Origin of the sequence: Pseudomonas sp. BNK-45 (assembly GCF_047456255.1) — a bacterium.
Lineage (GTDB): Bacteria > Pseudomonadota > Gammaproteobacteria > Pseudomonadales > Pseudomonadaceae > Aquipseudomonas.
This window is the reverse complement of sequence record NZ_CP179909.1, coordinates 5,731,765-5,744,311: the sequence shown is the minus strand read 5'-3', so window position 1 is coordinate 5,744,311 and position 12,547 is coordinate 5,731,765. Positions and strand designations below refer to the sequence as shown.

Genomic DNA, 12,547 nt, shown 5'->3' with positions numbered 1-12,547 from the left:
AGCTTGCCGTTAAAAGGAACCTTTTTATGACTCAGAAATTCGACGTAGTAGTGATTGGCGCGGGCCCAGGCGGTTATGTAGCTGCAATCAAGGCAGCACAGCTTGGCCTGACGACTGCTTGCATCGAGAAGTACACCGATAAAGAGGGCAAGCTGGCCCTCGGCGGTACTTGCCTGAACGTCGGTTGCATTCCTTCCAAGGCGCTGCTGGACAGCTCCTGGAAATTCCACGAAGCGCAGGACGGTTTTGCCATCCACGGTATCCAGCACGCTGGCGTGACCATGGACGTGCCGGCCATGATCGGTCGCAAGGCCAACATCGTCAAAGGCCTGACCAGCGGTGTTGCCACCCTGTTCAAGGCCAACGGCGTCACTTCGATCCAGGGCCACGGCAAGCTGCTGGCTGGCAAGAAGGTCGAAGTCACCAAGCCGGACGGTTCGGTTGAAGTGATCGAAGCCGAAAACGTGATCCTGGCTCCAGGTTCGCGTCCGATCGACATTCCACCGGCTCCGGTCGATCAGAACGTCATCGTCGACTCCACCGGCGCCCTGGAATTCCAATCCGTACCAAAACGTCTGGGCGTGATCGGCGCTGGCGTCATCGGCCTGGAGCTGGGTTCGGTCTGGTCGCGTCTGGGCGCGCAAGTGACTGTCCTCGAAGCACTGGACACCTTCCTGATGGCAGCTGACACCGCTGTTTCCAAGGAAGCGCTGAAAACCCTGACCAAACAGGGCCTGGACATCAAGCTGGGCGCTCGCGTGACCGGCTCCAAGGTCAACGGCGAAGAAGTCGTGGTGACCTACACCGACGCCAACGGCGAGCAGACCATCACTTTCGACAAGCTGATCGTTGCCGTTGGTCGCCGTCCGGTGACCACCGATCTGCTGGCTGCCGATTGCGGCGTGACTCTGGACGAGCGCGGCTTCGTGCACGTTGATGATCACTGCGCCACTACCGTACCGGGCGTCTACGCCATTGGTGACGTGGTGCGCGGCATGATGCTGGCTCACAAGGCCTCGGAAGAGGGCGTCATGGTCGCCGAGCGCATCAAGGGCCACAAGGCCCAGATGAACTATGACCTGATCCCTTCGGTTATCTATACTCACCCGGAAATTGCATGGGTCGGTAAAACCGAGCAGGCCTTGAAAGCTGAAGGCGTTGAAGTTAACGTCGGCACCTTCCCGTTTGCCGCCAGCGGCCGTGCCATGGCAGCCAACGACACCGGTGGTTTCGTCAAAGTCATCGCCGATGCCAAGACTGACCGCGTATTGGGCGTCCACGTGATTGGCCCAAGCGCTGCGGAACTGGTTCAGCAAGGTGCGATCGGCATGGAATTCGGCACCAGCGCCGAAGACCTGGGCATGATGGTTTTCTCCCATCCGACCCTGTCCGAAGCCCTGCACGAAGCAGCTCTGGCTGTGAATGGCGGCGCCATCCACATTGCCAACCGCAAGAAACGCTAAGCAATAATAAGAAACCACGGCGGTTGGCCCGTCGTGAGCCTTGTGCGCAAGACTCACCGCGGAATATCCGCTGGACTCGACCTCTTGAGGTAGCGCCACACACTGGATCGGGGCCCAGGCTCCGGGTTCAGGGTGTGGCGCTGGTTTGAGAGTAGCGGTCACAGGTGGTGCGGCACTCAATATTGAGCGCAGCGCCGAATGCGCAGTACCTAACGAAGACGGTAAAAAGCATGAATCTTCACGAGTATCAGGGTAAGCAGCTGTTCGCTGAATACGGCCTGCCAGTATCCAAAGGCTACGCGGTAGACACCCCGGAAGAAGCAGCAGAAGCTTGCGACAAAATCGGCGGCTCCGAGTGGGTTGTCAAAGCCCAGGTTCACGCCGGTGGTCGCGGTAAAGCGGGCGGCGTTAAGCTGGTTCGCAGCAAAGAAGACGCTAAGGCATTCGCTCAGCAGTGGTTGGGCAAGCGTCTGGTGACCTATCAGACTGACGCCAATGGCCAGCCTGTCACCAAGATCCTGGTTGAATCGTGCACTGATATCGCTAAAGAGCTGTACCTGGGCGCTGTCGTTGACCGTTCGAGCCGTCGCATCGTGTTCATGGCTTCCACCGAAGGTGGCGTGGACATCGAGAAAATCGCTCACGACACTCCAGAAAAAATTCTGAAAGCCACTATCGATCCACTGGTTGGCGCTCAGCCATTCCAAGGTCGCGAGCTGGCTTTCCAACTGGGTCTGGAAGGCAAGCAAGTTGCCCAGTTCGCCAAGATCTTCGTGGGTCTGGCCAAACTGTTCCAAGATCACGATCTGGCCCTGCTGGAAGTGAACCCGCTGGTGATCAAGGCTGACGGCGATCTGCACTGCCTGGACGCCAAGATCAACATCGACGCCAACGCCATGTACCGTCAGCCTAAGCTGAAGACTTTCCACGATCCGTCGCAGGACGATCCGCGCGAAGCGCACGCTGCCAAGTTCGAACTGAACTACGTAGCCCTGGAAGGCAACATCGGCTGCATGGTCAACGGTGCCGGCCTGGCCATGGGTACCATGGACATCGTCAACCTGCACGGCGGTAAGCCAGCCAACTTCCTCGACGTGGGCGGTGGTGCTACCAAAGAGCGCGTGACCGAAGCCTTCAAGATCATTCTGTCCGACACCAACGTCGCTGCAGTACTGGTCAACATCTTCGGCGGCATCGTTCGCTGCGACATGATTGCCGAAGGCATCATCGGCGCCGTGAAAGAAGTCGGCGTGAAAATCCCGGTTGTTGTTCGCCTTGAAGGCAACAACGCGGAACTGGGCGCTAAAGTACTGGCAGAAAGCGGCTTGAACATCATCGCTGCTACCAGCCTGACCGACGCTGCTCAACAAGTTGTCAAAGCTGCGGAGGGCAAATAATGAGCGTCCTGATCAATAAAGACACCAAAGTTATCTGCCAGGGCATTACCGGTTCGCAAGGTAGTTTCCACACCCAGCAAGCCATCGAGTACGGCACCAAGATGGTTGGCGGCGTAACTCCAGGCAAAGGCGGCACCGAGCACCTGGGCCTGCCAGTGTTCAACACCGTGAAAGACGCTGTAGCGGCCACTGGCGCCACCGCCAGCGTGATCTACGTTCCAGCTCCTTTCTGCAAGGACTCGATCCTGGAAGCGGCTTTCGGCGGCATCAAGCTGATCGTCTGCATCACCGAAGGCATTCCTACCCTGGACATGCTGGACGCTAAAGTTAAGTGCGACGAGCTGGGCGTGACCCTGATCGGCCCTAACTGCCCAGGCGTGATCACTCCAGGCGAATGCAAGATCGGCATCATGCCAGGTCACATTCACTTGCCAGGCAAGGTCGGTATCGTTTCCCGTTCCGGCACCCTGACTTACGAAGCCGTCAAGCAGACCACTGATGCCGGTTTCGGCCAGTCCACCTGCGTCGGCATCGGTGGTGACCCGATCCCGGGCTCCAACTTCATCGACATCCTGAAGCTGTTCCAGGAAGACCCGAAGACCGAGGCGATCGTGATGATCGGCGAGATCGGCGGTTCGGCTGAAGAAGAAGCGGCTGCCTACATCAAGGCTCACGTGACCAAGCCGGTTGTTTCCTACATCGCTGGTGTGACTGCTCCTCCGGGCAAGCGCATGGGCCATGCTGGCGCAATCATCTCTGGCGGCAAAGGCACTGCAGACGAGAAATTCGCTGCACTGCAAGACGCAGGCGTGAAAACCGTGCGTTCGCTGGCAGACATCGGCAAGGCCCTGGCCGAGCTGACCGGTTGGGCTGTCAAGTAAGCCTCGCGCTTAGCTTGTAGTTCCTCCAGCAAAGGCCACCTTCGGGTGGCCTTTGTGCTTTCTGGCGCAAGCCGGTTTGCCGGCGAAGGGGCCTGTGCGCGGGGGTGTTGTCCTTGGCGAGGCCGGCGCTGGCGGGCCTGCTCCGACACGAGTCGGCTCCTGGGCGAACCAGGCTCTGGGCAACGCAGGCGCCAGCCGTGCGGTGGCTGCGCGGGGGGATTCATTCCGGTGGAAAAATAGTTTCAAAAAGGCGACATCCCCATGTCGCATATCAGAAAATTCTCATTGCGCCGGTGCGTTCGTCTTACAGATTCGGTAGGCTAGCCGCCTCTTTATGCGTCTGCTGCCCACAAGGTATCGGCGCGCTAAACGGGTCAGTCTTATACGGACTGACAGCATTTCCCTCACCCATAAGGGAAATCCCTCTCTAAATTCCGATTCAGTAGTGTGGTATTTCCTTAATGAAAGTGTTGAAAGGCCAGGACATTCTGGCGCTCGGCTTCATGACTTTTGCCCTGTTCGTCGGGGCTGGCAACATCATTTTCCCACCCATCGTCGGCTTGCAGTCCGGACCTCATGTCTGGATGGCGGCGCTGGGCTTTCTGATCACTGCGGTGGGCCTGCCGGTGATCACCGTGGTTGCCCTGGCCAAGGTCGGTGGCGCCATGGATGCGTTGAGCAGCCCCATCGGTAAAGTCGCCGGCGGTCTGTTGGCGGCGGTCTGCTACCTGGCGGTTGGCCCGCTGTTCGCCACGCCGCGCACCGCCACTGTGTCCTTTGAAGTGGGCCTGGCACCCCTGACCGGCGAGAGCCCGCTGGCACTGTTCCTCTACAGTTCGGCGTATTTCCTGCTGGTGTTCTTCATCTCCCTGTATCCAGGTCGTCTGCTGGATACCGTTGGCCGTTTCCTGGCGCCGCTGAAGATCATCGCCCTGGCGGTGCTGGGGATCGCAGCGTTCGCCCTGCCGGCCGGCAGCATTGGCGATGCCACGCCCGAGTATGTCGCCGCACCATTTTCCCAGGGCTTCATCAATGGCTACCTGACCATGGATACCCTGGGCGCCCTGGTGTTCGGCATCGTCATCGTCAATGCCATTCGCTCGCGCGGGGTCGAGTCGCCTCGACTGATCACCCGCTATGCGGTGATCGCCGGCCTGATTGCCGGGGTTGGCCTGGCGCTGGTGTACGTCAGTTTGTTCCGCCTCGGTTCGGGCAGCCATGAAGTGGCAGCCGGTGCCACCAACGGCGCAGCGGTACTGCATGCCTACGTGCAGCACACCTTCGGCTCCCTGGGCAGCGGTTTCCTCGCGGTGCTGATCTCCCTGGCGTGCCTGGTGACCGCCGTGGGTCTGACTTGCGCCTGTGCCGAGTACTTCAGCCGCGTAACGCCCTTGTCCTACAAGACGCTGGTCGTGATCCTCGCGGTTTTCTCGCTGTTGGTATCGAACCTTGGCCTGACCAAGCTCATCGCCTTCTCGATTCCGGTGCTGACCGCCATCTACCCGCCCTGCATTGCCCTGGTGGCCCTGAGCTTCTGCAAGGAGTTCTGGCAGGACCAGCGCCGCATCGTCGGTCCGGTGATGCTGGTGTCCTTTGTCTTCGGCCTGATCGATGCGCTCAAGGGCGCCGGCCTGGCCGATGGCCTGCCCAGCCAGCTGGCGCACCTGCCGTTGAGCGAGCAAGGCCTGGCCTGGCTGGTGCCTTCGGTGATCATCCTGGCGGTTGCCGTGATCTTCGACCGTATCCTGGGCAAGCCGGCCGAAGCGCTGGCTTGATCTGTCGGCAAGGGCTCAGGGTCGCCACAAGCGGCTCATGAGCATCCAGAACAATGCCCCGTATCGATCGATACGGGGCATTTTTTATGGGGCTCGGGCAGTGCCTTTTTCCTTTGCGTGGCGTCGAAGCTGTGTCCTCTGCCACGCCCTACAGGAATTTGCATGTCGTTCGTCCAAGCCAACCTGATCCATTTACTGGCCGCTTTGTGGTTCGTCATCTGCTGGGGCGGCTATACCCGTTATGCCACCTGGAAGGGACGGGACACCGCCTGCCTGGCCAGTGTCCTGCACCTGTATCGCGAAGACTGGATGCGCCGCATGCTGTTGCGTGACAACCGTATCGCCGACGCCAGTGTGATCGGCAACCTGGAACGCAACGCCTCGTTCTTCGCCTCCAGCACCCTGATCATCCTGGCGGGCATTCTTACCGTGCTTGGAGCCTCGGAACGCGCGGTGTCGCTGCTGGCGGACATTCCCATGGTCCAGCAGGCGTCCCAGGGCATGTCGGAGATCAAGCTGCTGTGTCTGGCGCTGGTGTTCGTCTACGCCTTCTTCACCTTCAGCTGGTGCATGCGCCAGTACAACTTCGCCGCCATTCTGGTGGGCTCGGCGCCAATGATCGGTGAGCGCCAGGTGTCCGAGCAGGAGCGCAAGGCTTTCGCTTCGCGGGCGGCACGGGTCATTTCCATGGCTGCCAACCAGTTCAACTTCGGCCTGCGCTCCTATTACTTCGGCATGAGCATGCTGGCCTGGTTTGTCAGCCCCTGGCTGTTCATGGTGATGAGCGCGGGGGTGGTGCTGGTGCTTTATCGTCGCGAGTTTCATTCCGACGTACTGGATGTGATGGTCTATACCCCTACGGAGGCGCCATTGCCCGAGACAAACAAGGAGCTAGGCTGATGAGTATTTCGTTCTGGTGCGTGTTTATCAGTGCGTTGCTGATTTTCATTGCGCGCATTCCGGTGGCCAAGGCCATGAAAGAGCAGGGCGGTTACAACAACCATCTGCCACGTCAGCAACAGGCCCAACTGACCGGGCTGGGCGCGCGGGCCCTGGCGGCGCATCAGAACAGTTTCGAGGCCTTCATGCTGTTTGCGGTCGGGGTGCTGATGGCCCATGTCACCCAGACTCAAGGCTGGTTGATCGACGTCCTGGCCATCACCTTTGTGATTGCCCGGGTCTTCTATCTGGCGTGCTATCTGGCGGATTTGACCTGGCAGCGAAGTCTGTTCTGGGCGGTGGGAATCTTGTGTTCCTTGTTGTTGATGCTTAGTCCAACTTTTCGCTGGTTGCTTATCTAGTCATTTCTTTCGGACACAATAAAGCCCGCACTTGGCGGGCTTTATTTATATCTTGCGCTAAAACCGAGTTAGTTGGTTTTAGGGGCTGCTTCCTTGGCGCTTTCTTCGGCTGCGGCCTTGTTGGATTCAGCCTGGTCTTTGGCAGCTTCGGCGTTTTCCTTGGCAGCTTCGTTCACTTTATCCTGAGCTTCGTTCATTTTTTGTTGAGCTTGCTCAGCGTGTTGGTTGGCATCTTGAGCTTTGTCCTCGGATTTTTTGTCACAGGCAGCCAGACCGAGGGAAGCGGTCAGCATCAGGGCAATAGCTAAAGTCTTACGCATGGGGTGTTTCTCCTTAGTGAAGATATCTACTGGCCTTTCGATCATGGTCTTGTGATTTAAGTTCCTTGGGGTTCCTAGATATATTAAGTATTTGTTCTACGGAACTTTTATCGCCCTGGCCAACCATCGATTCCTGACACTAACAAGAGAGATAACCCATGGCGCAGAATCCTGTTTTCGAGCGTGCATTGCGCTTTCTTTCCGCCTTGCGACACTGCCAGGTGCTGGGCATCAGCGTGCATAGCGCATCAGCGCAGGGCATGACCCTGACCTTGCCCTACAGCCCGCAGATCGTCGGCGATCCCCACACTGGAATCATCCACGGTGGCGCCCTGACCACCCTCATGGACACGGCCTGTGGCATGGCCACGTTGTGCGTGCTGCCGGAGTTCGAGGTTTGCCCGACCCTGGACCTGCGCATCGACTACATGCACCCGGCGGTGCCTCATCACGACGTGCATGGTTTTGCCCAGTGCTACCGGGTCACCACCGATGTGATCTTTACCCGCGGTTTTGCCTATCAGGACGATCCGCAGCGCCCGGTAGCCCATGTGGTCGGTACGTTCATGCGCATGGGCAAGGGTCTCAAGGGCACCCCGGGTTTTGCCACGGCCCTCAAGGGAGCGCGTCCATGAGCGAAGATCTCAAGGTGTTGCTGGAGCAGGCTCACCAACAGGGCGACTACGGTCCCTTGCTGCAGAAGATTCCCTACGCCGCCCTGATCGGCATCGAATGCTCGCGGCTGGGGGACGAGTTGCTGTTTCGCTTGCCGGCCAACAAGGACAACATCGGCAATCCCTTGCTGCCGGCGCTGCATGGCGGAGTGATCGCCGGTTTCATGGAATTGGCGGCGGCTGTGCATCTGTTGATCTTCACCGGCGCTCCCGGGGTGCCGAAGATCATCGATTTTTCCCTGGATTACCTGCGTGCCGGGCAGTTTCGCGACACCTTTGCCCGCTGCCAGGTCTGGCGTCAGGGGCGGCGCGTGGCCAACGTCGCGATCACCGCCTGGCAGAGCACCGCCGACGAGCCGATTGCCACCGCCCGTGCACATTTCAAGATCGAAGAGGCACCCGCCCCTTGAAATCCGGCGAGCTACCCCCACTTCCATGTCATCCCGCCGTTCTCCGCTTCCGGAGCGCGACCACAGCCATCTGATTGGAGTTTGATGACCATGAGTGTGGAAACTCAAAAGGAAACCCTGGGCTTCCAGACCGAGGTGAAGCAACTGCTGCACCTCATGATCCATTCGTTGTATTCCAATAAGGAAATCTTCCTTCGCGAATTGATCTCGAACGCCTCTGACGCCGTCGACAAATTGCGTTTCGAAGCCCTGTCCAAGCCTGAGTTGCTGGAAGGTGGCGCTGAACTGAAAATCCGTGTGAGCTTCGACAAGGACGCCAAGACCGTCACCCTCGAAGACAACGGTATCGGCATGAGCCGTGAAGATGTCATCACTCACCTGGGGACCATCGCCAAGTCCGGCACCGCCGACTTCATGAAAAACCTCACCGGCGACCAGAAGAAGGACTCGCACCTGATCGGTCAGTTCGGCGTGGGCTTCTACTCTGCATTCATCGTTGCCGATCAGGTCGAAGTGTTCAGCCGCCGTGCCGGCCTGCCGGCCAGCGAGGGCGTGCACTGGTCGTCCAAGGGCGAAGGCGAGTTCGAGGTTGCGACCATCGACAAGGCCGAACGCGGCACCCGCATCGTCCTGCACCTGAAGTCCGGTGAAGACGAATTCGCCGATGGCTGGCGCCTGCGCAACATCATCAAGAAGTATTCCGACCACATCGCCTTGCCGATCGAGCTGCCCAAAGAAGCCGCTGCCGCCGAAGGCGAAGAGAAACCGGCGCTGGAGTGGGAAACCGTCAACCGCGCCAGTGCCCTGTGGACCCGTCCGCGTACCGAGATCAAGGACGAGGAATACCAGGAGTTCTACAAGCACATCGCCCATGACTTCGAGAACCCGCTGAGCTGGAGCCACAACAAGGTTGAAGGCAAGCTGGAATACAGCTCGCTGCTCTACGTGCCGGCTCGTGCACCGTTCGACCTGTACCAGCGTGAAGCGCCGAAGGGCCTCAAGCTCTACGTACAGCGCGTGTTCGTCATGGATCAGGCCGAGTCCTTCCTGCCGCTGTACCTGCGCTTCATCAAGGGCGTGGTGGACTCCAACGATCTGTCGCTGAACGTCTCGCGGGAAATCCTGCAGAAAGACCCGATCATCGATTCGATGAAGTCGGCGCTGACCAAGCGCGTGCTGGACATGCTGGAAAAACTGGCGAAGAACGAGCCTGAGCAATACAAGGGTTTCTGGAAGAACTTTGGCCAGGTGATGAAGGAAGGCCCGGCCGAAGACTTCGCCAACAAGGAAAAGATCGCCGGCCTGCTGCGCTTCGCTTCCACTCAGGGCGACGACGGCGAGCAGACCGTGTCCCTGGCCGACTACCTGGCTCGCGCCAAGGAAGGTCAGGACAAGATCTACTTCCTCACCGGCGAATCCTACGCCCAGGTCAAGAACAGCCCGCACCTGGAAGTCTTCCGCAAGAAAGGCATCGAAGTGCTGCTGCTCACCGACCGCATCGACGAGTGGCTGATGAGCTACCTCAACGAGTTCGACGGCAAGAGCTTTGTCGACGTGGCTCGTGGCGACCTGGACCTGGGCAACCTGGACTCGGAAGAGGACAAGAAGGCTGCCGAGGAAGTCGCCAAGACCAAGGAAGGCCTGGTTGAGCGGATCAAGACCGCGCTGGGCGAGAGCGTCAGCGAAGTGCGGGTTTCCCACCGCCTGACCGACTCCCCGGCGATCCTGGCCATCGGCGAGCAGGACCTGGGGCTGCAAATGCGTCAGATCCTCGAAGCCAGCGGGCAGAAGGTTCCGGATTCCAAGCCGATCTTCGAATTCAACCCGACTCACCCGTTGATCGAGAAACTCGACGGCGAGCAGAACGAAGAGCGCTTTGGCGACCTGTCGCACATCCTCTTCGATCAAGCGGCCCTGGCGGCCGGCGACAGCTTGAAAGACCCGGCGGCCTATGTGCGCCGACTGAACAAGCTGCTGGTTGAACTGTCGGTTTAACCAGGTTGCAGGAAAAACCCGCTTCGGCGGGTTTTTTCATTCTGGTGTCCCCCTACTGGAGAAGATGAGTCATGAGTCAAATCACCGTGCGTTCCGTGGTCTATCAGATCGATGGCCAGCCCTATGAAGGCCTGCTGGCCTTTGATGCCGCCCATAAAGGCGCGCTCCCGGGGTTGCTGATGGCGCCGAACTGGATGGGTGTCAGCGCCGGCGCGCAGCAGCTCGCCGAGTCGGTGGCGGCCAAGGGGTATGTGGTGCTGATCGCCGACCTGTATGGCCAGTCGGTACGCCCCAGCGACGCCGATCAGGCCGGTGCGGCGATGATGCCCCTGAAGAATGACCGGGCGCTGTTGCGTCGGCGGATGCAGGCGGCCTTCAGCGCCCTGCAGAGCCAGGCCGAGGCCGCGGTGGACCTGTCCAGGCTGGCCACCTTCGGTTTCTGCTTTGGCGGCTGCTGCGCGCTGGAGCTGGCCCGCAGCGGGGCGCCAGTCAAGGCCGCGGCTTCCTTCCATGGCACCCTGGACACGCCCGATCCTGCGGATGCGCAGAACATCAAGGGCTCGGTGCTGGTGCTGCACGGTGCGGCCGATCCGCTGGTGGCCAAGGAACAACTGCCGGCCTTCGAGGCGGAGATGAATGCCGCAGGTGTTGACTGGCAACTGGTCAGCTACGGCGGCGCGGTGCATTCCTTCACCGATCCTCAGGCCAATGTCCCGGGCAAGATGATGTATGACGCCAAGACCTCGGCCCGGGCCTTCGCCACCCTGTACTACCTGCTGGACGAAGTGTTCCAGGGCTGACGGCATCCCTTGATCCGCCAGGAGCCGGCCTGCCGGCGATAGAGGGGCCTGTGGGCGATGCAAGGCCTGCGGGCCTGTTCGCCGACAAGCCGGCTCCTGCAGATCAGTGGCGGGAAGCGGGCAGTTCGATGCGCTCGCTTTCTCCCGGCACTTGCGGCCAGTCCCCGGCTGCCCAGCGTCCGCGTGCGGCCTCGATCAACAGCGGGTCGCTGGCGACAAAGTTCCAGTTGATCCGCCGCGGCCCGTCCAGAGGCGCACCGCCAAGCAGTACCGCGTGGCAGTCGCTCTCGGCGAACAGCGTGGCGTTTTCTCCCTCCGGCAACACCACCAGCGAGTGCGGGGGCAATGGCTCGCCGTCCAGTTGTGCCTCGCCGTCCAGCACATACAGCGCGCGTTGCTGATGCTCGGTGGGAATCAGCAGGCTGGTGGCGGTCTGCAGGTGCAGTTCGGCATACAGGGTCGGGGAGAGCACCGGCACCGGCGACTCCAGGCAGAAGCCGCTGCCGGCGATCATGCGGATCGTGACCCCGAGGTTGTCACTCACTGGCAGTGTGGCTGCGGGGTGATGGCTGTAGTGTCCGGGCCCCTGCTCATGCTCCTTGGGCGAGGCCAACCAGACCTGCAAGCCATGCAGGGTGAAAGCCTGGCTCAGCAAGGCCTCGGGCGTGCGCTCGACGTGGGCGATGGCACTGCCTGCGGTCATCCAGCTGACGTCCCCGGGGAGGACGATCTGGTCCGAGCCGAGGCTGTCCTTGTGGCGGATCTGTCCTGCGAACAGGTAGGTCAGCGTGGACAGGCCGATATGCGGGTGCTGGCGGATGTTCATGCCTTTGCCGGCGGGGTAGGAGGTGCTCAGCATGTGGTCGAAGAATACGAAGGGGCCGACGCTGCGGCACTGTGCCGAAGGCAGGGGGCGGAGGATAGGCTGGCCTTCGACGTCCTCGACGCGGGGGCGGATCACTAGGGGTGAATTCATGGCGGATTCCAGGCTGACCGGGGGTATGCCCGCAAGCATAACCCCCGGATGCCAGCCTTGCCGCTACTGGCTGAAGGCGCCTTCGGACAGGTGAGTCTCGATGCTGACTTCACTGGTGGTCATCAGCTTGTGGATCGGGCAGCGGTCGGCCACCCGGTGCAACTCTTCACGCTGGGCGTCGGTGAGCACGCCCTTGAGGGTCAGCTTCACGTGCAGGGCGTACTTGCCTTGCTGTTCCTGGCTGTTGTCGTGCTTGAGCTCCACCGTGACGCCGGTGAGCGGGATGTTTTTCTTCTGTGCGTAGAGCTTGAGGGTCAGGGCCTTGCAGGCCCCCAGGGCGGCATCGAAATAATCGTGGGGCTCGGGCGCGGTGCCTTCGCCACCGGCGTACTGGGGCAGGTCGGTGAACAGCTGATGGTCGTCGACCTGAATGCTGTGGCGGAAACCTTCGCTGGACTCGGTATTGACGGTAATGGTCATGGCAAACCTCAGGCAGTGATGAATGTCGGATCGGGTGGTAAAGGTGCTGAAGTTATAGAGCATCGGCCGGCGCAG

General features: G+C 60.3%; 13 protein-coding genes. 10 read left to right on the top strand and 3 right to left on the bottom strand.

Annotated elements, in window-relative coordinates; genetic code table 11:
- The first annotated feature begins 26 nt into the window (after nt 1-26).
- The 6 genes from lpdA to ACMGG8_RS25945 all read left to right on the top strand — a co-directional run bounded on the left by lpdA (nt 27) and on the right by ACMGG8_RS25945 (nt 6,817).
- The gene (gene lpdA, locus ACMGG8_RS25970) at nt 27-1,463 is read left to right on the top strand and encodes a dihydrolipoyl dehydrogenase (RefSeq protein WP_060838190.1); all 1,437 of its coding nucleotides are present in this window, start codon (nt 27-29) and stop codon (nt 1,461-1,463) included.
- Nucleotides 1,464-1,693: 230 nt separating this feature from the next.
- A complete protein-coding gene (gene sucC / locus ACMGG8_RS25965) occupies nt 1,694-2,860 on the top strand; it encodes an ADP-forming succinate--CoA ligase subunit beta (protein ID WP_009047768.1) in 1,167 nt (388 codons plus the stop codon).
- A complete protein-coding gene (gene sucD / locus ACMGG8_RS25960; protein ID WP_003223019.1) occupies nt 2,860-3,741 on the top strand; it encodes a succinate--CoA ligase subunit alpha in 882 nt (293 codons plus the stop codon). The genes sucC and sucD overlap by 1 nt, the downstream gene beginning before the upstream one ends.
- 461 nt (nt 3,742-4,202) lie before the next feature.
- A complete protein-coding gene (gene brnQ / locus ACMGG8_RS25955; protein WP_060838191.1) occupies nt 4,203-5,516 on the top strand; it encodes a branched-chain amino acid transport system II carrier protein in 1,314 nt (437 codons plus the stop codon).
- Nucleotides 5,517-5,678: 162 nt separating this feature from the next.
- Nucleotides 5,679-6,416, top strand: a complete 738-nt coding sequence (locus tag ACMGG8_RS25950; RefSeq protein WP_060838192.1) for a DUF599 domain-containing protein — start codon at nt 5,679-5,681, stop codon at nt 6,414-6,416.
- The gene (locus ACMGG8_RS25945; protein WP_060842835.1) at nt 6,416-6,817 is read left to right on the top strand and encodes an MAPEG family protein; all 402 of its coding nucleotides are present in this window, start codon (nt 6,416-6,418) and stop codon (nt 6,815-6,817) included. Before ACMGG8_RS25950 ends, ACMGG8_RS25945 begins: the two co-directional genes overlap by 1 nt.
- A gap of 68 nt (nt 6,818-6,885) precedes the next feature.
- On the opposite strand, the gene ACMGG8_RS25940 is transcribed toward ACMGG8_RS25945, so the two are convergent.
- The gene (locus ACMGG8_RS25940; RefSeq protein WP_016968094.1) at nt 6,886-7,137 is read right to left on the bottom strand and encodes a hypothetical protein; all 252 of its coding nucleotides are present in this window, start codon (nt 7,135-7,137) and stop codon (nt 6,886-6,888) included.
- Between the two features lie 158 nt (nt 7,138-7,295).
- Between ACMGG8_RS25940 and ACMGG8_RS25935 the strand changes: the two genes are divergently transcribed.
- From ACMGG8_RS25935 to ACMGG8_RS25920, 4 genes are all read left to right on the top strand, one after another.
- A complete protein-coding gene (locus ACMGG8_RS25935) occupies nt 7,296-7,772 on the top strand; it encodes a PaaI family thioesterase (protein ID WP_060838194.1) in 477 nt (158 codons plus the stop codon).
- A complete protein-coding gene (locus ACMGG8_RS25930; RefSeq protein ID WP_060838195.1) occupies nt 7,769-8,221 on the top strand; it encodes a PaaI family thioesterase in 453 nt (150 codons plus the stop codon). Before ACMGG8_RS25935 ends, ACMGG8_RS25930 begins: the two co-directional genes overlap by 4 nt.
- A gap of 90 nt (nt 8,222-8,311) precedes the next feature.
- A complete protein-coding gene (gene htpG / locus ACMGG8_RS25925; RefSeq protein WP_060841901.1) occupies nt 8,312-10,216 on the top strand; it encodes a molecular chaperone HtpG in 1,905 nt (634 codons plus the stop codon).
- Between the two features lie 71 nt (nt 10,217-10,287).
- Nucleotides 10,288-11,016 (top strand): dienelactone hydrolase family protein, encoded by a 729-nt coding sequence (locus ACMGG8_RS25920; protein ID WP_060838196.1) that lies wholly within the window; start codon nt 10,288-10,290, stop codon nt 11,014-11,016.
- A 103-nt stretch (nt 11,017-11,119) separates the two neighbouring features.
- Here ACMGG8_RS25920 and ACMGG8_RS25915 read toward each other — a convergent pair whose 3' ends face one another.
- Both ACMGG8_RS25915 and ACMGG8_RS25910 read right to left on the bottom strand, forming a co-directional pair.
- Nucleotides 11,120-11,992 (bottom strand): pirin family protein, encoded by an 873-nt coding sequence (locus ACMGG8_RS25915; protein ID WP_060842837.1) that lies wholly within the window; start codon nt 11,990-11,992, stop codon nt 11,120-11,122.
- 63 nt (nt 11,993-12,055) lie between these two features.
- Nucleotides 12,056-12,472, bottom strand: coding sequence for an OsmC family protein (locus ACMGG8_RS25910; RefSeq protein ID WP_042942143.1), 417 nt, complete (start codon nt 12,470-12,472; stop codon nt 12,056-12,058).
- Between the last annotated feature and the right edge of the window lie 75 nt (nt 12,473-12,547).